Consider the following 23022-nt stretch of genomic DNA (forward strand, 5'->3'; position numbering starts at 1 on the left):
TAAATTAGGAGGATAATCAATGAAAAAAATAATTTTATTCTGTTTTTCTTTTATTTTCTTTGGAACTTCTCTTGTAGCTTCTCCTGACTGTGATAAACTTAAAACGATTCAGAAATGCAGGGCAGTACGAAGTTGTGAATGGTCAATGAAAAGAAAAGTTTGTGAAACCAAAAAAGTGAAACGCCCCCCTCAGGGTAATTCAGAACCTTCTCCTCAGGGTCTGACACCTTATAATCCGTATGAATTTCCAATAGATGATTAAAGCCTTAGGAACTAAATACGATGCAAGGAGAAAATTATAATGCAATTTGGTGATGAATTGAGCGTCGAGGAATACGGGCCAGGGGATTTGATTTTTGAACAGGCTCAGTTTTCCTTGATGAAGATGTATTATATATCCCAGGGTTCGGTAGACATCTTTAAACAAAGAGCCGGGAAGAGACATTTTCTTGTAAATATACCGGCGAAAGAGTTTTTTGGTGAGATAGGCCTTCTGAATAAATTTCGTGTGGCAACAGCTCTTGCCGGAAAAGAAGGAACAAGATTAATTGCAATAAATGATAAAAATTTTCATGTTCTGGCAGCTAAGGGAAACTTTTTGTTTCAGCTTTTAAAGAAGTCTGCTTTCCGCTTATACCTTTCTGAAATAAAATTACTGAAACTTGCTGAGTTGAATCCAAATTTGGGTATTGAGTTTAACGAAGAGAAAGTAAGCATAGGCGATCTGGATATTTTAGCTTATGATAAAACTCTTCCTTCTAAGACTCTTTTAAAAAAATCTATTATCCTGAAAAAGGGAGAAGATCCGGGAAAACGTATTTTTTATGTTTCAGAAGGAAATGTGTCTTTATATCTGTATCATGCTAAGCAGAAAGAAGAAGCCGCTACCCTGACACCGGGTGAGTTTTTTGGAAAGTTAGATATGGAGTTTGATGCAGAACACAAGTTTGAATTAGTTGTGAGTTCTGATTCTGCAAAAGTTGTTATTATGCACTATAACCGTTTTACAAAATTACTGACTGAAAATCCAGATTTACATTTGCATTGCTTAAAAACTGTACTCTGGAGGTTGAATATCACCGAACAGAAAATTGAATATTATGTAGAAAATGGAAAAGGTGAATAATTCCCTGGTTTATAAGTCCCTTATGTCTCTTATTATATTCATCAAAAATTATAGCTCAAAGAAATTCGCCTTGAGTTAAACCGGGCATAGAGGTTTAAAGGTAATAGAAGGCTATTATGAAGCGTTTTAATGTGACGGGCACCTGTATTCCGGAAAAGCACTACAGGGTAGATATAAGTGCCAAGTTGGAGAAGATAATTTCCCTGGTTGAGAATGGAGATTATTTTGTAATCAACCGTCCGAGACAATATGGAAAAACCACGACCCTCGCTACCCTGAGCCGTATTTTAAAAGATAGTTATATTATAATACGGATTAGTTTTGAGGGTATGGGGGATGATAGCTTTAGTACTGATAAAAACTTTTGCAGCTCCTTTGTGTATTTATTAAAAAAGTCTCTTGAATCTCAAAAAAAAGAGAAGCTTCTTTCTTTTTTTGAAACTCGGTTTGTTCCTCAGAGTTTTATAGAACTGAGTACGTTTCTTTCGGATTTTGTAAGGATTTCTGAAGGCGAGGTAGTTCTCCTGATAGACGAGGTAGATAGAGCGAGTAACTTCAGTATATTCTTGCAATTTCTTGGAATGCTCAGAAGTAAATATCTGAACCAATTAGAAGGTCTCGAAGTATCCTTTCAGAGTGTAGTGCTGGCAGGTGTACATGATATAAAGAATATCAAGTTGAGCTTGCGTTCTGAAGAAGAGAAGCAGTATAATAGTCCCTGGAATATTGCAGCAGAATTCGATGTAGACATGAGTTTTTCATCGGAAGAGATATCGAGTATGCTGAAAGAGTATGCGGGTGAGCATGGGCTTGAGATGGATATATTACAGCTATCTCAGGAGATTTATAAGTATAGTTCGGGTTATCCCTACCTTGTAAGTAGTATCTGTAAGATAATAGATGAGAAGCTGGAGAAGGATTGGACTTCGAAAGGCATTCAAAAAGCCATATCGAAATTATTAGAAGAAAGTAATACTCTATTCGATGATTTGATAAAGAATGTGGAGAATCATTCGGATATATCCGAGCTACTGCATTCTATCCTGATTGATGATGCCGAAATAACCTATAATCCGGATCACAGTACCTTATCTAAAAGTTTTATGTATGGAATCATAAAAAAAGATGAAATGAATAAAGTTGCAATTTCTAATAAAATTTTTGAGATACGCCTGTATAATTACTATTCAGCCCAACTTGAAATTTCAAAATATAGCAATTTTAAGCCCTATGCTCCTTCCTATAAGTATTTTGATGAAAAAGGAATATTAGATATGTCGAAAGTTCTCTTAAGATTTCAGGACTTCATTCAGGGGAACTATTCAGATAAGGACGGGAAGTTCTACGAAAGACAGGGAAGATTGCTTTTAATAGCATTCATAAAGCCTATCATCAACGGACATGGATTTTACTACGTAGAGAGCCAGCATAGCTATGAAAGACGCTCTGATTTAATTATAAGCTACGGAGAAAAAGAATACATTCTTGAACTGAAAGTCTGGTATGGAGAGAAGTATCACGAGGAAGGTCTGGAACAATTAGCAACATACCTAAAAAGTCGGGGACAGAAGGAAGGCTATCTCGCTGTCTTTAACTTCAACAAGAAAAAAGAGTTCACCAGTGCCTGGAGAGAAGTCAGGGGAAAGCGAATATTCGAGGTGATGCTGTGAAGCGTTTTAATGTGACGGGCACCTGTATTCCGGAAAAGCACTACAGGGTAGATATAAGTGCCAAGTTGGAGAAGATAATTTCCCTGGTTGAGAATGGAGACTATTTTGTGATCAACCGTCCGAGACAGTATGGAAAAACCACGACCCTCTATAATCTGGAAAAGGAATTACAGAAGAAATATTTGCTTCTTTCAATCAGTTTTGAAGGAATGGGAGATAAGAGTTTTTCTTCGGAGGAAGAATTTTCAGAAAGTTTTCTATCCTTATTAGTGGAAAGCCTTGAATACATGGAAGAGGAAAGATTACTGGAGTATATTCAGAACTATCCTAAAAGTAAAAGTCTTGTGGACTTAAACCGTTTTATTAGTAAATTCATAAAAGAGTCGGGTAGAGAAGTAGTCTTATTGATAGATGAGGTAGATAAGGCGAGTAATCACAGTTTGTTTTTACATTTTTTAGGAATGCTGCGAACAAAGTATCTACAGAGAAATGCAGGTAAGACCTTGAGTTTTCAGAGTGTAGTGCTGGCAGGTGTACATGATATAAAGAATATCAAGTTGAGCTTGCGTTCTGAAGAAGAGAAGCAGTATAATAGTCCCTGGAATATTGCAGCAGAATTCGATGTAGACATGAGTTTTTCATCGGAAGAGATATCGAGTATGCTGAAAGAGTATGCGGGTGAGCATGGGCTTGAGATAGATATATTACAGCTATCTCAGGAGATTTATAAGTATAGTTCGGGTTATCCCTACCTTGTAAGTAGTATCTGTAAGATAATAGATGAGAAGCTGGAGAAGGATTGGACTTCGAAAGGCATTCAAAAAGCCATATCGAAATTATTAGAAGAAAGTAATACTCTATTCGATGATTTGATAAAGAATGTGGAGAATCATTCGGATATATCCGAGCTACTGCATTCTATCCTGATTGATGATGCCGAAATAACCTATAATCCGGATCACAGTACCTTATCTAAAAGTTTTATGTATGGAATCATAAAAAAAGATGAAATGAATAAAGTTGCAATTTCTAATAAAATTTTTGAGATACGCCTGTATAATTACTATTCAGCCCAACTTGAAATTTCAAAATATAGCAATTTTAAGCCCTATGCTCCTTCCTATAAGTATTTTGATGAAAAAGGAATATTAGATATGTCGAAAGTTCTCTTAAGATTTCAGGACTTCATTCAGGGGAACTATTCAGATAAGGACGGGAAGTTCTACGAAAGACAGGGAAGATTGCTTTTAATAGCATTCATAAAGCCTATCATCAACGGACATGGATTTTACTACGTAGAGAGCCAGCATAGCTATGAAAGACGCTCTGATTTAATTATAAGCTACGGAGAAAAAGAATACATTCTTGAACTGAAAGTCTGGTATGGAGAGAAGTATCACGAGGAAGGTCTGGAACAATTAGCAACATACCTAAAAAGTCGGGGACAGAAGGAAGGCTATCTCGCTGTCTTTAACTTCAACAAGAAAAAAGAGTTCACCAGTGCCTGGAGAGAAGTCAGGGGAAAGCGAATATTCGAGGTGATGCTGTGAAGATGTATACTGCGTTCTTTTTCTTACTCTATATTTTTTTACTTCTACTGTGCACTTATTAGAAGTCCGAGAACTGCACCATAAATAGAACTTGTCCAGGGGTTTGAGGTTAAAGGACAGGCTCCGCTGGAACATCCGATTATCCGATAATAAGCATAACCTCCTACCATACCTAAGATTCCTCCCATAGCCAGACGACCTAAAACTGCTGTTTCCATAATCATTGTTACTCCTTTTACAAGCTTATAGGATAGGATTTTTCTGTCAAGATAATATACTATAGGGGGTATTGTATGTTAATTGGGTATGTTTTCGAACTTCAGCTTATAGCAGGCAATTATCATCCATTGAAGCAGTTCATCAATTTTATTACTGAGTTCAACAGTTTCTTCCTTTGTTATAACTCTATCTTCCAAAACCTTGCCCAGCAGACCGTAAAACTCCTTCACCTTCACTCGAAATGCCTCCAGCCAGATTTTAAAACTCGTAGAAAGCTTATATACTTCACGGGAAAAATATCCCTTAATTACAAAATGATAAGAATCAGCTGTAAGAAGAAATTTATTTTGCTTTTTTAGTTCAACATCTTCTATTGGTTCATCCGTTTCCGAGGGCGGATACTGGTTAATGAAATTCGTGCGAACCAGAATAAGTTTTTGCATGATATCTTCTATATGGTACATCAGGTTCATTTTTTCCTGACCTGTAAGCTTTCCGTCTTTATAAATCGCATTAGCATAAGTTTCTGCAACCTTATTGACAGAAGGAACAAAATCTTTGATAAGCTCGGACTGAGAAATCTTGGTATATTTATGCTCTATACCACCATTTAAAGAAAAATTACCGTGTTGAATATCGAAGATGTCTATTTTCATTACGAAAATTAGTTTAGGAAGTTTTTACTTTTCTGCAATTCTTTTTCTTTATTATGTTTCTTATTTTTTCGTAACAGGAATGCTTCTCTGGATGAGTAAGAATCATCATTCTTTCATCCAGGTTTTAATAATTTTCCAGAGAACTTATTGTAGGCCTACTTCAACAATTAGCGATTGTTGAAGCTTCTTTTCATCAAAATACCAGAACTTCCATCGGTATAGTAGTTTTTTCGTTCTCCTATTTCTTCAAAATCGTATTTCTCATAAAAGGATATGGCCGGTATATTTACCTCACTCACTTCTAAAAAAATATCTTTGCCCGGATGTTTCTTCAAAAAATCAGCAAACAATTTAGTAGCAAATCCTTTACCGCGAAAGTTTTCTAATACTCCAAAACGCAGAACTTCCATTTCATAAACATTCTCAAGAAAGAGAATATAGGCAATCGGCATATAGTCAAGGTAGTATAGATACGAATTATTTTTTTCATGATGGGACTCGATCTGCTTAAGTGACCAGGGGTGCTCCGGAAAGATTTTTACTTCCAGTTTGCGTATAGTTTCATATCCATCTTTACTTGTTTTTTTTATCATAAAACGTCTCCGGCCCGTTCTGAGGGGAATTGCGATTATACAGAATTCTCAGGCTTTGGAAAGTTTTTTTTCAGATATTGCAGAAATAAATGATTTTATTTTTTGAAGTTTTTTCCCTGTTTTCTATATTCGCTGGGAGTCTGACCTGTAAGCTCTTTGAAAGCCCGGTTAAAAGGACCGATAGATTGGTAACCGAGATCCATGGCTATCCGAATAATAGGAATATCTTTTTTATCTTCAGAAAGTAGAATTTCGCAGGCTTCCTGCACCCTGTAGCGGTTTAAGAAATCATTAAAATTTTTATAACCCATTCCCTGGTTTATAAGCTGTCTGAGTTTATATTCCTGAACTTTTAGTTCTATTGCTAATTCTCGAATAGATAGTCCTTCTGTTATATAAATCTTTTTGACTTCAAAAGCTTCTATTAATTTTTGATAGATTGGATTTTTATTCAAATCTACAACCTGATTTGTTTCCCTAACTTTTTCCTTAATTTCAAAAATTCCCATTTTAAAATCTATAGAGAAGAACATAAACCCAAAAATTAATATAGTAATTAATAGCATATTTATAAGTACTAATATATCCTTGTAGCTTTCACTGAAAGGAAGAAGATAACTAAATATAATAAAAACAATAACAGTTCCACCGGAATAAATGTGGATTTCTCTGAGTTTTCTTCTCTCTTCTATTAGATCTATATACTTACCTTTATAGGTTTCAATCATGGCCAGGACTACAAGTAAAACCGAATATATGATTCCCGGCAAGAACCAGCTCGGATTCACCTTCCTATGTATAATATCCCAGTCCATACCTTTCGCGAAAGGATAAGCGGCTAAAGAAATCAGGTATTTTGTTAATAATACAATTTTATGCCGTTTCCCGAAGTAAAAGTTGTCATCAAAAATAGAACTGGTAAGTATCCAAAAAAAGAAAGAAAGACCTATAATTCCAAGATGAAGAAGTTGTTTAACATACAGGTTTAATTTTCCCGAAGTATCAAGTGATAATAGAAGATAAGAGAGAGATGAAATTAAAAAAAGGGCTGCGTATTTTCCGCGTTTATCTTCAAAGTGTCGAAATAAAACCAGACAAAGGATAAAGCTAATATTCGCTATCGATATATAATGAAGAATTTCAATGAATTTTTGTAACAATTAATTTCCTTCTTTTGAAATTAATAAAAGTAATCCCAAAAACGAAAGGCTTTAAGTTTATAGGTTTTATAAGTAATCATTTTAACAACTTTATCCTTGTCTAACATTTCGGAAGTAACGGTTCGAAAAAGGAGGATGGCTTTATCTCCTTTTGTTAATTCTTCAAGACGTTCTTTATTCTTAGATGATATTTCTCCTTTGAAATCTTTACCCGGATAATTGGTACAATGATTGTCAGAATGACCATCCTGTTCTCTAACACTGAGGACGGTAAAGTTGGCTTTGCGAAAATACCACTTTTCTTTTTGTTGTATTTCTGTTTCTAAAGAAATCAACTTTACTTTCAGTTTACACTGTGCCATGTAAGAGGCAGAAACAGAAGCCGGGAAGGATAATACTGCGAATAAAATAAAGAGAAACCGATGTGCCATATTTTTAAATCCTATTATAATTATTTATTTCTATATCCGAAATCATCTTCCAGGAAGCTGCTTCTTCTAACTCAAAAGCCAGATCCAGTAAGAGCCTATCTTCTCCATAAGCAGCAGAAAACTGCATACCTATAGGAAGGCCTTGAGAACTAAAGCCCATGGGCAAGGAAATGGCCGGAGCGCCCGATACATTATGAATGGGTGTATAAGGCACAAATTGTCTTACCCGTCTATAAGCTTCTTCAAATACCACGTCGGTTGTGGATAAATAACCCAGTTTTGGGGCAGGGTGAGCCATTACCGGAGAGAGGAGAATATCGTATTTTTGAAATACCTTTTCATATTCATAATAAAATTTCTTTAAGCGATAGAACATAAAAGGAGCCTGCCAGAGGTTACGAAAAAAATTTTCACTTAGCTTTCGGGTCCAGTATTCCAGTTTCTCTTTTTGATACTTGTTCTCCGTCATAAGCCCACCAAGATGCTCAAATAAAAAAGCCATCATTCCCCAGTATAAGAAAAAATCATCTCCCACCTCTTTGGAAAAAGGACAGGGTATTTCTTCAACTGAGTGACCTGATTCTGAGCAAATTTTAGCTGAATCTTTCAGAACGTTTACTACCTCCGGATCTACTGTTTCTAAAAACGGAAGATGGTAAAAAAAGCCCATGCGCAAACGTTTCAAGGAAGAGCGGCTAGCAGAACCGATTTCAGGTAATTGAGGATTTTTATAATATTTTTCTGCATAAGAGTAAAATGTGGTTGTATCTCGAACAGTTCTACTTACAAGTCCTTGATGAACAATATCTAGGGGTAAAACACTCAGTGCTTTCTCGTTTTGAAATCGACCGCGTGAAGGTTTTAGACCGATAAGTCCGCAGGAGGCCGCCGGGATCCGAATAGAACCTCCTCCGTCGTTGGCATGGGCCAGGGGAACCACACCGGCTGCAACAAGAGCGGCAGCTCCACCTGAGGAGCCACCGGTAGAATGTTCTCTGTTCCAGGGATTACGAGTTTGTCCATGAAAAGATGATTCGGTAGTAGCTGTTAAGCCAAATTCACAGAGTGCCGATTTTCCTATATTGATAAAACCGAGAGCTTTTAATTGTTCTACAAAAGGACTATTCCTCCGGGCACTCTTTCGGGATACTGATAGGGAGCCAAAACTTGTAGGAAAGCCTTTTACATTTTCATTGTCTTTTATAAAGCTTGGGATTCCAGAAAAGAAACCTTCGGACTTCTCCTCGGCTTCCTTTCTGGCTGTCTCATACATTTTCGTTGTGATACCATTGAGAAAAGGATTGACTGTTTCTGCTCTTTGTATAGCAGCCTCTACGAGTTCCTTTATTTGTATTTCCTTTTTTGAAATAAGCTGGGAAAGCTCCACAGCATCTCGTTTCCCGAGGACGTCATTGGTAAATGCACTGATCTGATTAGAATTGAATTCAGATTTCATTCAAATATCCTTAAATACTCTCATCCGACCAGCCCACATCAGAAAGAAATTCATCATAAGTTCCCGGGTATATGCGAATTTCATTATTGTCGAATACAATAAGTTTAGTTGCCACCGCTCTTAAGTGCATTTCATCGTGAGTCACCATTACTACAGAACCTTCAAAATCATCGATGGCTTCTATTAAAGAATCACAGGATTGCATATCCAAATGACTTGTAGGCTCATCAAGAAATAAAAGATGACAGGGGCTAACTAAAATTTTTCCAAGAAGAACACGGCTTTTTTCACCACCCGATAGAACCTTTATCTTTTTTAAAGACATGGTGTCGGGGAACATTAAGCCTCCCGCGATAGTTCTTGCCTTGTAGTCGGTGCAATCCGGATCAGAGGCTTTAATTTCTTCATAGATCGTGTTATCATCGTTCATTACCTTTTTGTTGGTTTGTCCGAAGTAACCTTCTAATAAAATGGGATGCTTATATATGTTTCCGTTATCGGGTTTCAATTCACCGGCTAAAAGTTTTAAAAGGGTAGATTTTCCCTTGCCGTTTTTCCCGATGATACAAATTCTTTCCTTTCTCTCTATCGTTAAGGAGAAATCCCGAATCAGATAAGGTTCTTTTCCATCATAGGAAAAACTAATATTCTCAGCAGAAAGCATTCGGCTTGCTTCAAATTTCGCACTATTAAAAAACAATTCGAGGTCTTCTATTTTATCCAGAGCTTTTTTTTCTCCCATCTTCTCTAATTTTTTTACTCTGGACTGGGCGCGGCTGGCAAAACTGGCTTTGGCTTTAAACCTTGCAATGAATTGTTCTTCCTGCTTGCGTTTTTTAGCCTCATTCAGACGGGTTTTTTCGTAGTTCTCTTCCTCTGTATTAATCTGGTTATAGAGTTTATCCGTATCACCTGCCACTTTAATTGCTTTTTCTCGGTGAATAGCGATTACGTGGCTTACCACACTATCCATGAAATTCCTATCATGGGTTATGAGGATAAATTCACCTTCCCAGGAACGAAGGAATTCTTCCAGCCATCGAATGGTAACAATATCCAGGTAGTTATTAGGCTCATCTAACATTAACATATCAGGAGCGGAAACTAAAAGCTTTGCTAAATTCATCCTGATCTGATATCCTCCGGAAAACTCATCCGGATGCCTCTGCATATCCGCTTCAGAAAAACCCAGACCGGAAAGAATCATTTCAACCTGCCAGGTTTCATACTCTTCTCCGGGAGGAAGTCCAAGGCTACATTCTTCCAGAACAGTAGGTTTGGAAAATTTTAGATGCTGTTCCAGATGTCCTATTTTATAATTCTTTGGAATGCTAATATTTCCGGAGTCGGGCTCTACCCTACCGAGAATCATTTCTAAAAGGGTAGATTTTCCGTGTCCGTTTCTTCCGACAAGACCAACTTTTTCTCCCCGGTTAATACTAAAGTTTAAATCGGAAAATACCGTTTGTCCTCCGAAAGATTTATTAATTCCATTCATTTTAATCATGAGTTTTATTCCTGGCTTATAGTAATTTTAATTTCAAAGTTTTTTGGGATCAAAAAACGGAGGTACATTCAGATTGGGTTCTGCTATAATTGGTTTTCTGTCAAAGCCAAAGTATTCTCGAAAAAAGTTAACCAACATATAAGCGGTTGCTCCCCATAGAATTCCTCGCGGATGATCCAAATAGTATATATGCTTTTCGTAAGCTTCTCTTCCCTCAATAGAATAAAATGGATAGTTTAAAAAATCAGAATATTTTAAAGTAAAAATAAAATCAACTTCCCTCGGACAGGGATTGAAGGAGCCTTCGCCGTGATAAATAGCTACTATAGGTGTGATATGGTAGCCCGTTCGAGTAATAATATCTTTATATTTTCCCAAAACTTCAAGGTTCTCCGCTTTTTCACCGGTTTCTTCTACCCACTCCCTAAGGGCTGTATGAGTAAAATTTATATCTTCTTTATCCACCTTTCCGCCGGGAAAAGAGATTTGGCCCGGATGGCTTTTTAAATGCTCGGTTCTTTTGGTCAGAATTACTCCGATGTCTCCATCTTCTAATTCGGTAAGAGCCATGATGACAGCTGAAGAATGAAGCTTTCCGTATCCCGAAGGAGGGGGTTCAAGCCCCCTATCTATTTCAAGAAGTGCTTTCAGTTTCCTCAGGTTTGCCATTTGGGGTTTCATCTGTTCCACTTTTTTCCTTCTGATTTGTCTCTCCGGATCCTTTTTTTTTCTGAAGAAAATGTCCTTTTGTTTTCTTCTTTTTCTTTCCCTTGATAACAGTCATTTTTTTTAGAAGGTATTCATAGGGTTCATTTTTCAGGGCTTTTAAAAGCATAGGGCCGTAGTTTTTTAATTTCCAGTCTGACATCAGGTTCATATTTTCGAGTTCCTGAATATTCTGCGGATTTTTTTGTAAAACAGAAATAAGATTTTTATTCGAAAGAAGCATAGAATGGTCTATATTTCTGTGTTTCATTACCTTATCCCTCCATTTTTTCAACCTCTGAAAAATAACTTCTTCCTCCGGATTTAAATCGGCATTTACCCTGGGAATAGAAATTGTTTCGATGAGTTCTCCTTTCGGATTCTGTATTTCTTCAAAAAGAGCTTTTCCATCTTTCTTCCCGAGTTTTTCAATGAGTTCTTCTTCGGTTGGTTTTTTTTGAACAATTTTCACAATATACTCATTATTCATTACCCGGAAAGAGGCCTTATTCATCCGTTTTGCTTTTTCTTCTCGAAATTGCAGAATATTCAGAATGAGCCGTCTTTCTTCCGGACTATATTTCTGAATTTCAGGAAAACGATGAAGTTGAACTTCCTGGTTGTCTTCTCTTAAGCTGTATTCTTCTACCGTCATTCTTTCGAATTCTGAATAAGCTTCTTCCAGAAGGTTTTCTTTTTCCAGGGCTTCCCGCATTTTTTCCCAGATAGATTCAAGATACACCGTATCAAGGGCAGCATAGACCAGTTGTTTTTCCTGCAGAGGCCTGTATTCCCAGTTAGATTTTTGCTGGGTTTTAGAAAGTTCAATACCATGGTAATTCTGTACCAGGAAATGCAAAGAATTGTGTTCTAAGCCCAGAAGCTTTGAAGAATACATGGTATCCGCAATGTTCTTAAATTGAAAAGAGAAATCTCGTTTCAGAACTTTAATATCATCCGGAGCAGAATGAAAAATTTTTAGAATTTTATCATCTGAAAAAACCTCTCCAAGTGGACCCAAATCTATATTGGAAAGGGGATCAAAAATAAAATTTTGACCGGATGCGTTAATTTGAATCAGACAGACACGGGAAAAATAGGTAAAATAACCTGAAGATTCCGTATCTACTGAAAGCGATTTCGCAGACTTTAAACTAACAAGGGCCAGTTCAAGGCTTTTCTTGTTATTGATAAGAAGGTATTTAGATTTGATTTGCATGATTTATAGCCTAAAAAAACATATCCAATTATGAAATGCAAGAGTAATTGCTCTACTTTCTCTAATCCAGTTCCAAACTCAGGAGAGGATAAACCGAGAGAAGAATGCGCAATTTTTGGAATTTTTAACAGCAACGAAGCATCCAACTTTACATATCTCGGTCTTTACTCTATGCAGCACCGCGGTCAGGAGTCAAGTGGAATCGTATCTACCGACGGAATTCATCTTTACCGTTATGCTAACATGGGACTCGTCAACTCCGTTTTTTCTCAGTCCAAACTGAAAGAACTTCCCGGAAAAGCTGCTATAGGACATAATCGATACTCAACTACTGGTGCAAGCTTTTTACGAAATGCACAGCCTATGCGAGTTGAGTCGAGACTGGGTTCTATTGCCTTTGCCCATAATGGGAACCTGGTTAATTCTTATGATGTTCGGCATAGCCTGGAACAAAAAGGTTCAATTTTTCAGACAACTATAGACTCGGAAGTATTGGTCCATCTGATGGCTAAATCTTCTTCTAATAAGCTCTTGGTTGCTCTCGCAGAGGCCTTGAATATTATAAAGGGTGCTTATTCTCTCCTCGTTCTGACTGTGGACAGCCTGATAGCCATTCGAGATCCCAACGGGTTTCGTCCTCTGGTCATGGGAAAGAAAAAAGATGGTTCGATTGTATTTGCTTCAGAAACCTGTGCCTTTGATATTACCGATACAAGCTATATTCGGGATGTCCTACCCGGTGAAATGATCGTTGTTGATAGATTCGGAATCAAATCTTATTTTCCATTTCCCAAAACCAGAGAAAGCCTCTGTATTTTTGAGTATATCTATTTTTCAAGACCCGATTCCTATATTTTTGGAGCTTCTGTTTATAAAATTCGTAAGAATTTAGGCCGCTACCTTGCTGAAGAACTGCCGGTAGACGCGGATGTTGTAGTTCCGGTGCCGGATTCTGCCAATATTGCTGCTCTGGGTTACTCGGAAGCTTCCGGGATTCCGTATGGGTCTGCTTTAATTCGTTCTCACTATATAGGAAGGACGTTTATTGAACCGGATCAGAAAATTCGTGATTTTGGTGCCAAAATTAAATATAATGCAGTTCGGGAAGTTGTAAAAGACAAACGGATTATCATAGTAGATGATTCTATTATGAGAGGGACTACCAGCCGGAAGATCGTGAAAATGCTTCGAACAGCGGGCGCAAAAGAAATCCACATGCGCATTTCCTCTCCCCCCACTGTTTCTCCCTGTTACTATGGAATTGATATCCCCACTCATAAAGAACTGATTGCTGCCACTCATACCCTTGAAGAAATACGTAAATATCTTCGGGTGGATTCCCTGGCTTATTTAAGCGTGGAAAATATGCATAAAGCAGTAGCAGAAGGAAATAAAGCGGGTTATTGTGATGCCTGTTTTACCGGTAATTATCCCATTGAATTTAATGCAGATGGTTATTCCAACCAGAAAAGCCTTTTTAAAGATTTTGAAATCGAAGAAGAGTCCCGTTCTTAAGGGACTTTCCTTACGACTTTTTCTACAATAGGTACGTACTGGTTGCCTTCCACAGAAATTTTATTTATATCCAGAGCATGAGCTATTTTTCCAACAATCTTATTTGAGAACTCTTTTTTCTTATAAGGAATTAATTGCATGGAAGGTTCCGGAAGTTCCTGGAGGTTCTTTTCCTCTACTTTCTTTTCTGATACCGGTTCAGGTTCTTTTTCAAAACTATTTTCTTTGTCAGTTTGAAGTGCTTCGACTTCAGAAGCATTTTTATCCATAATATTATAATCATCTTCTGAGCCGGAAAGGAAAAAGGAAGAATTTTCAGTATGATTTTCTTTTTCTCGAATAGGTTCAAAATTCTCTGGTTCAGGTTCGAAATCTTCTTCAAGAGATACAGGATTATCAATTGGATTTTCGAAATCGTCCCTGTCTTTAGCTGTTATATTTAGATCCGGTTCAAACTCCGGGATCTCATGATATAAATCAGGTTCCAATTCTTCAACATCTGACTCTAGTGGAAGAGGATTTCTGGAAATTTCCTGCTTTTTCTCTTCAAAAGGGTCCCCCATTTCGGCAAGAGGATCCAGGGAATCTCTTTCTTCTTCAGGTTGCATGAGATCCATTGCTTCCTGTTGCTCCAGATCTTCCTCGTCTCTGGTTTCAAATTTTACTTCCGAGATATGTTTACAGTAAAAGCATGCAACTTTAAAAATTCCGTGTTTGGGAATATCCTGAGGTAGTCTTGATTTCCTACCACAGCTCGGACAAACGTATTCAGAACCTGGAGATGAAATTATAGGATTCATATCTTTTTAGTATATCGGACAGCTAAAAAAACTATTGTAGCAAAAATAATTTTAGATGTCCGATAAAAAGGATTGTTTTAGTGTATAAAATATTTTCGATTAATGATTCGCTTTTCCAGATCCAGCATACGAAGCTCCCTGGAAAGGTTATCCAGAAATCTTTTTTCCCGGTGAGTTATTTTTACATTGGAATTTGCAAAACTACAGGCATCATCATAAAACATACTGGCATATTCCGGATTATCCTGCACAAAGGAAGAAATTTCTTTCAGAGGCAGGGGTCTGTAATAGTATTGTTGAAGTTCTTCTTTAATACGTTTTTTTTGCTCAGTAAAATCTTCAAATAAGCCATCTTCTTCAAATAACTCATCCAACATTTCTTCCAAAAACTTTCTACCTGCGTATCTATAGACTCCTTCAATACTCGAAGAGTGTCTCCAGAGGCTTACGAGGTATTTTCCTATATCAATTTTTTTTGAGAGGTTTGGCCTTTCTAATTCTATTTGTGTCATCATACCCTTACCCGAAAAGGCTTACTACTTAGACATTTTAGCTTTTATTTTTAGACATATCAATAAGAAAAAAGATTTTTTTTTATGATTTAAAGAATGCCGCCGGATTTGTTTTTTCTGATTCCGAACCGAACTCAAACTTCAATTCCGTATCTAATTGTTTCAAATAGCCTAATATCTCAACAGCTCGTTTCAGGTTATCTGAAGCTATATATGTCTCGGCGAGATTAATTAGATTTTTTATATGATACGGTTCTCGTATTTTAAATACATCACCTATTTTAAATATACGAAGACTATAATATATTATTATGTCTTAAAAAAATGGAGCCCTCTAAAACTTCCTATTCTTCCTGTTTTTTTCTGATACCGGAAAAAAGAAGTTAGAGAAATAACCTTGACGAAAGACTTCAAAACCCGTCTACCGTAATTATGTCTGACTCGAAAAAGGAACTGCATTTTTTAAAAAATCTTTCTTTATTTTCGGAGCTTGAAGAGTCCGATTTAAACAAGCTTCTGGAAATGTGTCCTGAGTGTTTGATAAAGAAAGATGAAATCTTATTTTCAGAAGGGAGTGAGGGAGATTCGGCATTTATAATCAAGCGGGGTGAAATAGAAATTTTTAAAGCTTCCGCCGGAGATGAAATTATTCTTGCCAGACGGAAAACCGGAGAGGTTATCGGAGAAATGTCGCTATTTGATAAAGCTCCGAGGATGGCCGGTGCCAGAGCACTCGTTAATTCAGTGGTAATCCAGATTCAATCGGAACCTTTTTTCGAACTTTTACAAAAAAGCTCTACAGCCTGGAAGGGACTTTTGCTGACCCTTTTATCAAGATGGAGAGATACGGAAAATATATTAAAAGAAAGAGAAAAACAAATTTTTATTCAAGCGGAAGAGTTGAGAGAGAAAAATAATCATCTTCATGAGAAAAACCTTGAATTACAAAAAACGCTTTCTGATTTAAAAGAGGCTCAAGACAAACTTGTAGAATCTGAAAAAATGGCTTCTCTGGGTGCACTTGTCGCAAGTGTTGCTCATGAGATCAATACTCCTATTGGAATAGGTTATACTGCTTCAACCGGACTAAAAGAAAAAACAAAACAATTTGCAGAAACTTATGAATCAGGTAATATGTCGCGAAAAGATTTTGAAAAGTATCTTGAATCGATATATGAGATTTCTTCTATAATTGCAGAAAATTTACATAGAACTGCTGAATTGGTTCAAAGTTTTAAACAGGTTTCTATAGATAGAACTTCGGAGAAAAAACGTGTTTTTTCTTTAGATGAATATCTTGAAGATATTACTCGAAGTATAAAACCTTTTTTTAAGGGAAAGGATATCAGGTTTATTTATGAATTGGAAAAAAAGCTCTATATAAATAGTTACCCCGGCGTTTTTGCGCAAGTATTCACTAATCTGATAACCAACTCTATTAATCATGGATTTAAAGAAAGAGATCAGGGTATAATTTGGATTAAAATAAAAAGAGATAATTCGAATATTCTCATAAACTATGAAGATGATGGAAGGGGAATAAGTGTTGAAAATTGTAAAAAAATTTTTGAACCCTTCTATACCACAGATAAGGTAATGGGGACAGGGCTCGGTCTTTACATTATTTATAACCTTGTGAAACAGAAATTAAAAGGGGAAATATATTGTGAAAGTCTGAGTGGAAAAGGGCTTGCCTTTGTAATACGAATTCCTTTAATGGAAGAAGGGAAAGAGAGCGATGAGTGAACCCTTATTTAAAAAAAATCAAGCCAAAAATGAAATGTCTGACTCTCTTCTTTTTACTGAAGAAGAAATTCCGTCGAAAAGAAAGAAACAGGAAGAATGGAAAATTCTCATTGTTGATGATGAGAAGGACCTTCATAAGGTTACAGAATATGCTTTAGAAGGTTTTGAAGTGTATGATAGAAATCTTATATTTTTACATGCTTACTCAAAAGAAGAAGCTCTGCATATATTAGAATTGGAGGACGACATTGCTGTTATTCTTCTCGATGTGGTTATGCAAAGCAAGCAGGATGGATTGGAATTAGTCCAAGTTATACGTGAGTCATTAAAAAATTATAGGGTTCGGATTTTGTTAAGAACCGGACAACCGGGCTTTGCCCCCGAGAAAAATGTAGTTCATAATTATGACATCGATGGTTATGAATTAAAATCAGAGTTAAGTAGTACCAGGCTTTATAGTGCTGTTTTAACCGCGATACGAAGTTATCAGAGAATTAAGGACTTAGAAAAAGCAAAGGAGAATCTTGAAGAGAGAATTGTAGAACGAACAAAGGAACTACAGGAAGCAAAAGAACGAGCAGAAAAAGCAAACCAATTAAAAGATAAGTTTATCTCCCTCATCTCACATGATTTACGCTCTCCATTAGCCAGTATCTATAGTCTCATAAATATGATAATTGATGAATATGAGGATATTGATGAAGAGGAGCTTAAGGTTTTTTTAGTAAACATTAGCAAGAATATATCTAACTCAATTCGAATGATAAACCAACTTTTAGATCTGAATCGATTGAAATCCGGTAAAATAAAACTATATTATGAAAAAGTAAACCTTTATGAAATCGTGGAGCAAAATTTCGATTCTTTCCGGAGGCTGGCTCAAGAAAAAAAACTGATACTTATAAATAATCTTGCTCGCATTACTCTTGTATTTGGAGACTTTCAACTTCTGAGTGAAGTTGTAAATAATTTACTTTCCAATGCCATTAAATTTTCTGAAGCAAATGGTATTATTTCCATATCCTCTCAAAATAAAGGAATTTATAAACGCCTTATATTTCAAGATTCCGGTATGGGCATCAGCAAAGAATTAATACCAAATCTTTTTAGAACAGATATCAAAACAACAACTTTTGGAACTATGCAGGAAAAAGGTAGCGGTCTGGGCTTGCCCCTTTGTCATGATATTCTTTTAGCCCATAACGGCAAGATAAGCCTTGAATCGGAACCGGGTTCCGGAACTACATTTTATGTAGAACTTCTGAATTCCGAAATATCTTGTCTTTTGATTTGCGAGGATAAACTTAAGAGACAAAATTTAAAAAAGCAATTAATCGAGAAGGGTTTTTTTGTTATAGAATCCGAAGAAATAGAATGGGCAGAAAAAATGTTCTATTCGATTGAGCCCGATTTTATTCTCCTTAATGAACTAATTCTGGATACGAAGTTCTCGGAACTACTTCATTTAAATACGTATGAGAAATTTGAATTATCAGAACAAAAGGAAAATATTTTTCTCTTTTTTAAAAATTCAGAAAATAATAAAAAACTTATTGATAGAATAATATCTTTTATTTAGATATTATTCCTTAGGAGATTCAAATGCGTTTTCGAATTATTTTTATTACTATTATATTTTCCTTTTTTACTCAATTTCTGGATGCGAAAGATAGTCGCTATGTTAACCGGGAGTATGTACTAAAAGGATTTGCATACTCCTCGAATGAGGATACAATCGATAGGGTGTATCCCGGAGATAAAATTGAAGTATTGTACATAGAGGAAAACTTCGCACCTACAAATAAGCAGGAACAATATTGGGCCAAGGTAAAACTATCTAATGGAAAAGAAGGTTTTATTCCCGAAGCTTTTTTACAAAATAAAAAGCCTAAAATTAAGGGAATGATACATAGGGCTCTATTTCGTGCTCCCGAGTATTTTGTTACTGTTTCTGTTTTAAATGCACGTTCTAAACCTTCTTTGAATGGAGCTATATTATTTGCTCTGAACAGGGGAGATGTTGTTCAGGTTCTACAATTTTCCGAGAAGGATGAATTAATCGGAGGAATTTCCGCCAAATGGGCCTACGTGCAAAAAGGAACCGATAAAGCCTGGGTATTTTCCGGTTATCTCTCTTTAAAAAAGGAAGAAACTGTTGAGGAAAAAAAAGATACAGACTATAATCCTAAAGAAGGTGAGACCAAGTATATTCGATTGAGTGAATTGGATTTATACGAGTTTCCCACTACTTTCAGTGATAAAAAAGGAAAGCTCAAAGAGAATACGGCTGTTAAGATTGAGAAAATAAATCATCGTAAAGAAACTCTGGAAGGAATACAGTCCTACTGGGTTAAAGTTAGAGCCGAGAAAGGAGGGCAGGATGGCTGGGTTTTTGCCGGGTATTTAAAGAATAAAACCGAAGAGAAAAAACCGGAACCCACAAAAGAAGAGAAGGAAGAGAAAGAGGAAAAAAAAACCACCTTTTCACTGCCTCTTAAAAAGGGAGATTTCAATATTTCCAGTTCTTACGGACCAAGAAAAATTTTTGGAAAGAATGGTTTTCATAATGGTCTGGACATGTATGCTTTTGCAAGGGTAGGAACCCCTATTTATGCTGCCGGAAATGGAAAGGTCATTGTAAGCAAACGCTGGGGGAATTATGGAAACTTCATAGCAATTCAACATGAGAACGGTCTTGTTACTTATTATGCCCACCAGAGTGTTCTTATTAAAAAAGAAGGAGAAAAGGTAAAACAGGGAGAGTTAATCGGGAAGGTTGGGAATACCGGGAAATCTACAGGGCCACATTTACATTTTGAAGTCAGAGATGGACTGGGGAAAAAGCACTTTAACCCGGTGAATTACTTACCCGGTTTTTAAATAAAGAAATTATAAACGAACAAAGCTTGCTGGCCGATAGCTGAGTAGTTACAGCATATCCAAAGCAAGCAACTTTTTTAATAGCAAAGAAATGAATTACTTAGCTATGTCTGTTATCTAAATGTAGAGACTGGTAATCTAAAAAAAGCATACTTCCTATAATTCTATTCCACATTTACCGTATAAGTCTTGGTATTTCCATCATCTGAGTAAACTGTATATAAAACAGGTTTTGTAAAATCGTTTACCGTGATTCCATTTTGTTGTAAAATACCGTTAACCATAATTTTTACACCACTTATGCTATAGTGTGCAATCAACCTGGTTTTATCTGTACCGCCTGGCACGGTAAGTGTGATATTTGTAAAATTAATGCTTCCGATTGCAGCAGGAGAAGTAAATAAAAAAGTTATTATATTCTTAGGTCGAGGTAAAAAACCATTAATCGGGATTTGCTCTCCCTTAGAATTGCTTATGGAGGTAATGAGTAAGTCGACATTCGAGAGAGTATCATCAATTGTAATATTCCCGAAACTATCAAGGTTTATCGTAACTTTTCCATATTCGTTTCCCTCAGACGATATACTCACATCCGTGCTACCTTCGCATACAGTCAGAGAAAATTCACCACTATTATCGGTTTCCGTACGCGGCTTGTTCATACGTATAGACAGGGCAATTCCCGTACTTGAGGTAATTGTAACTTTTGCATTACTTAATCCATTACCGTTTCTATCCCTGATTTTACCCTTAAGTTGATACGTTTCCCCCTGGCAGCGATTTGTGTTTTCGAGAATTTGCGTAAGAAAAAGAATCCTCGAAAAGGTTTTATCCTGTTTCGGATGATGTAATATATTACAACTATATAATATACTAAATATGATAAAAAGAATAAATTTTAATTTCAATTATGCCTCCGGGGCCCTATCTGGGAATATATTTAAAAAAGAGTCCGTTATTATTGGTTCCTAGCGGAGAGATACCGTCAAAAATTGTATTAGTATAACCAACAATGAACATCTGGTTTGGAGGATAAAAACTCAGACTTAAAAAAGAATTACTTCCTCCCGGATAACCAAACAATTTTACAGTTTCAAGAATACCCGTATTCGAAAGAGTCATTATAAAACCATCCAGTGTTCCCGTTACTGTGCTTCCGTTTAATGGAGCATCGGTAGAGCCAATAAGATAAAGTTTAGAGTTATATAATTTCAGATTGTATGTGAATACTGATTTAGAGCCCAGGCCATAAAGTTTTGTCCAGACATGGTTCCCATTTGCATCATACTCGCTTACAAAAGCATCATTAAGACCAGTCAAGCTCTGTCCATTAAAAGTTCCACTTGCATAGCCACCGAGATAAAGTTTATTATTGAGTTTATCTATCTGAACCTGCATAGTCATTATATCCGTTCCTATGACCGGACCTTCGGTCTGTCTGGCCCAATTAAAGGTTCCATCTGACTGATATTTTGCAATAAAAAGATCTCTATTAGTTATATTAGCTTTAGTATTTGCAGGAGCTGTTCCTGAAGCGAGTACTGCTTGAGTTACTCCTATAAGATAAATATTTCCGGAAGCATCAATTTCCAGATCTTTACCGAATGTAGATTTTGCAGTTGTTTCCGCTAATAATCTTGTCCACTGCCAGTTTCCATTCAAATCATATTTTATAATAAAGGCATCGGTTGAGCCATTAAAAGTCTGAGAATCAAAAGCTCCATTTGTGCGGGAAGTAATATAAATATTCTCAGAAGAGTCACAAATTGTACTCTCGGAGGGCTGGATGGTTACTCCGCTTCCTCCTCTCTGTCTCAACCATATTAGATTTCCATTAGAATCGTATTTTGCGATAAATACATCTTCAATACCATTTAAAGCCTGGCCGGATAATCCGCCTGTGCTGGAACCTGATATATATATATTTCCTGAATTACAAATGCTTAATGAATTCCCTTGAGTTGATTTACCGAATACTCCAATCAGTCTTGTCCAAATATGCTTTCCATTGTTGTCATATTTTGACAGCAGTGCATCTCCACTACCATTGATTATCTGGCCGTTAATACTACCGAAAGTAGTGCCAACTACGTAAGCATTTCCACTTAAATCATTCACCACGTCATAGAACAAAACCTGACCTGCACTTGTACCTACCATATCCGAAGCACTGGGTTCCTTTATTTCTATGCTCAGGTTATAGGAAATGCTATCGATAGGATTCACCGCAGTTATTGTATAGTTGCTGCTTGCCTGAAGGATAGTCGGGGTTCCGGAAATAATACCATTTGATGAATTTATGCTGAGTCCTGCGGGCAAAGCCGGACTTACAGAGTAAGAACTGACCGTTCCTGTTACTGTAGGGACATTATTTGTAATACTTACATCCACTCCGTATCTTGCCGGATTTTCAGAATAAGTTAAACTGCTGAGAGGAGTAACTTTCACAACATTTACTGTGTAGCTAACTTTCGTTCCATTCCTTGCGGTTACATCATAAATGATTTGGTTTGAAAAGTTTTGCTTTGTATATCCACTTATTTGTTCTATGCCATTTACACTCACCATTTTCCCGTCGTAGGTAAAAATGGGACTGAGGGACGTAATATCACGGGAAGTGCTGACATACAATGTGATTGTATAATCCGAGATAGTAGCCAGTCGAATGGGTGAATTAAGCAGAAAAGAAGTAATACGTTTGGCCGCAAGGTCAAGCCCGACTAACTCAGGTTTACCCGGACTTTCGAGCAAAACAACGGAATCTACAGAAATGCTAAAGGTTTCATTTTCATTTGCCGGACTTATTTGAATAACTACATTTCCGTTCTCATCCAGAATAAATTTTGCAGTGCCGTAGAAATTTCCCTGTGAGTCGACCACGGTAATTGTATTTTCTCCTTCGCAAATAATGAGAGAATAATTCCCCTCAGAATCTGTATTGATTGATTTTTTTGATAAGGCGATTCCGCTCGAAGAAGTAGTGGTTAAAGTCAGGTTTTGTATGGGATTTCCGGCCTTATCTTTAATTGTCCCTTTTAAAAGATATTTATTTGCAGAGCATTTTAAAGGACTTTCAAGTTCTTGTTGCATCCCGGAAATAAATAAAGCTCGGGAGATGGATTTATCAGATCTTGCAGGCTTGTCACAACAAAGAAAGGTTGATGCGATGAGAAGGAAGAAAAATAAAAAATTATAGAAGAATAGCATTGTCATATTTGATTTAAAATGTCTGAAAACTATTGTAAACCATTATTTTGTTATTGAACTATTCTTTTTA

At 36.5% G+C, this 23022-nt stretch carries 21 protein-coding genes; 8 read left to right on the top strand and 13 right to left on the bottom strand.

Annotation, left to right across the window (positions count from 1 at the left end; genetic code table 11):
- Window positions 1-19 precede the first annotated feature (19 nt).
- The 4 genes from H7A25_05745 to H7A25_05760 all read left to right on the top strand — a co-directional run bounded on the left by H7A25_05745 (window position 20) and on the right by H7A25_05760 (window position 4346).
- The gene (locus H7A25_05745) at window positions 20-262 is read left to right on the top strand and encodes a hypothetical protein (protein ID MCP5499384.1); all 243 of its coding nucleotides are present in this window, start codon (window positions 20-22) and stop codon (window positions 260-262) included.
- A gap of 39 nt (window positions 263-301) precedes the next feature.
- The gene (locus H7A25_05750; GenBank protein ID MCP5499385.1) at window positions 302-1126 is read left to right on the top strand and encodes a cyclic nucleotide-binding domain-containing protein; all 825 of its coding nucleotides are present in this window, start codon (window positions 302-304) and stop codon (window positions 1124-1126) included.
- A gap of 116 nt (window positions 1127-1242) precedes the next feature.
- Entirely contained in the window at window positions 1243-2796 is a 1554-nt protein-coding gene (locus H7A25_05755; GenBank protein ID MCP5499386.1) for an AAA family ATPase, read from the top strand.
- A complete protein-coding gene (locus H7A25_05760; GenBank protein ID MCP5499387.1) occupies window positions 2793-4346 on the top strand; it encodes an AAA family ATPase in 1554 nt (517 codons plus the stop codon). Before H7A25_05755 ends, H7A25_05760 begins: the two co-directional genes overlap by 4 nt.
- Window positions 4347-4390: 44 nt before the next feature.
- Here the strand turns inward: H7A25_05760 and H7A25_05765 are convergent, their stop codons facing one another.
- From H7A25_05765 to H7A25_05805, 9 genes are all read right to left on the bottom strand, one after another.
- Window positions 4391-4564: a YtxH domain-containing protein gene (locus H7A25_05765; GenBank protein ID MCP5499388.1), complete on the bottom strand. Its 174-nt coding sequence runs from the start codon at window positions 4562-4564 to the stop codon at window positions 4391-4393.
- 78 nt (window positions 4565-4642) lie between these two features.
- Window positions 4643-5221 (bottom strand): hypothetical protein, encoded by a 579-nt coding sequence (locus H7A25_05770; GenBank protein ID MCP5499389.1) that lies wholly within the window; start codon window positions 5219-5221, stop codon window positions 4643-4645.
- 167 nt (window positions 5222-5388) lie between these two features.
- Entirely contained in the window at window positions 5389-5814 is a 426-nt protein-coding gene (locus tag H7A25_05775) for a GNAT family N-acetyltransferase (GenBank protein ID MCP5499390.1), read from the bottom strand.
- A 95-nt stretch (window positions 5815-5909) separates the two neighbouring features.
- Window positions 5910-6974 (bottom strand): AraC family transcriptional regulator, encoded by a 1065-nt coding sequence (locus tag H7A25_05780; protein ID MCP5499391.1) that lies wholly within the window; start codon window positions 6972-6974, stop codon window positions 5910-5912.
- A 20-nt stretch (window positions 6975-6994) separates the two neighbouring features.
- Window positions 6995-7405 (bottom strand): hypothetical protein, encoded by a 411-nt coding sequence (locus H7A25_05785; GenBank protein MCP5499392.1) that lies wholly within the window; start codon window positions 7403-7405, stop codon window positions 6995-6997.
- Between the two features lie 4 nt (window positions 7406-7409).
- Window positions 7410-8861, bottom strand: a complete 1452-nt coding sequence (locus tag H7A25_05790) for an amidase (GenBank protein MCP5499393.1) — start codon at window positions 8859-8861, stop codon at window positions 7410-7412.
- Between the two features lie 10 nt (window positions 8862-8871).
- Entirely contained in the window at window positions 8872-10368 is a 1497-nt protein-coding gene (locus H7A25_05795; protein MCP5499394.1) for an ABC-F family ATP-binding cassette domain-containing protein, read from the bottom strand.
- Between the two features lie 33 nt (window positions 10369-10401).
- Window positions 10402-11049, bottom strand: coding sequence for a CoA pyrophosphatase (locus H7A25_05800; protein ID MCP5499395.1), 648 nt, complete (start codon window positions 11047-11049; stop codon window positions 10402-10404).
- Entirely contained in the window at window positions 11003-12292 is a 1290-nt protein-coding gene (locus tag H7A25_05805) for an HRDC domain-containing protein (GenBank protein ID MCP5499396.1), read from the bottom strand. The genes H7A25_05800 and H7A25_05805 overlap by 47 nt, the downstream gene beginning before the upstream one ends.
- 30 nt (window positions 12293-12322) lie before the next feature.
- On the opposite strand from H7A25_05805, the gene H7A25_05810 reads away from it, so the two are divergent.
- Window positions 12323-13807, top strand: a complete 1485-nt coding sequence (locus tag H7A25_05810; GenBank protein ID MCP5499397.1) for an amidophosphoribosyltransferase — start codon at window positions 12323-12325, stop codon at window positions 13805-13807.
- Here H7A25_05810 and H7A25_05815 read toward each other — a convergent pair.
- Window positions 13804-14607, bottom strand: a complete 804-nt coding sequence (locus tag H7A25_05815; protein ID MCP5499398.1) for a hypothetical protein — start codon at window positions 14605-14607, stop codon at window positions 13804-13806. The genes H7A25_05810 and H7A25_05815 overlap by 4 nt on opposite strands.
- A gap of 77 nt (window positions 14608-14684) precedes the next feature.
- A complete protein-coding gene (locus H7A25_05820; protein ID MCP5499399.1) occupies window positions 14685-15122 on the bottom strand; it encodes a hypothetical protein in 438 nt (145 codons plus the stop codon).
- A gap of 429 nt (window positions 15123-15551) precedes the next feature.
- Here H7A25_05820 and H7A25_05825 point away from each other — a divergent pair, with 429 nt between their 5' ends.
- The 3 genes from H7A25_05825 to H7A25_05835 are packed head-to-tail and all read left to right on the top strand — an operon-like array spanning window position 15552 to window position 19745.
- Window positions 15552-16865: a cyclic nucleotide-binding domain-containing protein gene (locus H7A25_05825; protein MCP5499400.1), complete on the top strand. Its 1314-nt coding sequence runs from the start codon at window positions 15552-15554 to the stop codon at window positions 16863-16865.
- Entirely contained in the window at window positions 16858-18444 is a 1587-nt protein-coding gene (locus H7A25_05830; protein MCP5499401.1) for a hybrid sensor histidine kinase/response regulator, read from the top strand. The genes H7A25_05825 and H7A25_05830 overlap by 8 nt, the downstream gene beginning before the upstream one ends.
- 23 nt (window positions 18445-18467) lie before the next feature.
- A complete protein-coding gene (locus H7A25_05835; protein ID MCP5499402.1) occupies window positions 18468-19745 on the top strand; it encodes a peptidoglycan DD-metalloendopeptidase family protein in 1278 nt (425 codons plus the stop codon).
- A 164-nt stretch (window positions 19746-19909) separates the two neighbouring features.
- Here H7A25_05835 and H7A25_05840 read toward each other — a convergent pair whose 3' ends face one another.
- Both H7A25_05840 and H7A25_05845 read right to left on the bottom strand, forming a co-directional pair.
- Complete coding sequence (locus H7A25_05840; GenBank protein MCP5499403.1) at window positions 19910-20653, bottom strand: carboxypeptidase regulatory-like domain-containing protein; 744 nt, start codon at window positions 20651-20653, stop codon at window positions 19910-19912.
- A gap of 16 nt (window positions 20654-20669) precedes the next feature.
- On the bottom strand, window positions 20670-22835 hold the full coding sequence (locus H7A25_05845; protein MCP5499404.1) for a putative Ig domain-containing protein: 2166 nt from the start codon (window positions 22833-22835) through the stop codon (window positions 20670-20672).
- Between the last annotated feature and the right edge of the window lie 187 nt (window positions 22836-23022).

The sequence above is a fragment of the Leptospiraceae bacterium genome, from assembly GCA_024233835.1.
GTDB lineage: Bacteria > Spirochaetota > Leptospiria > Leptospirales > Leptospiraceae > JACKPC01.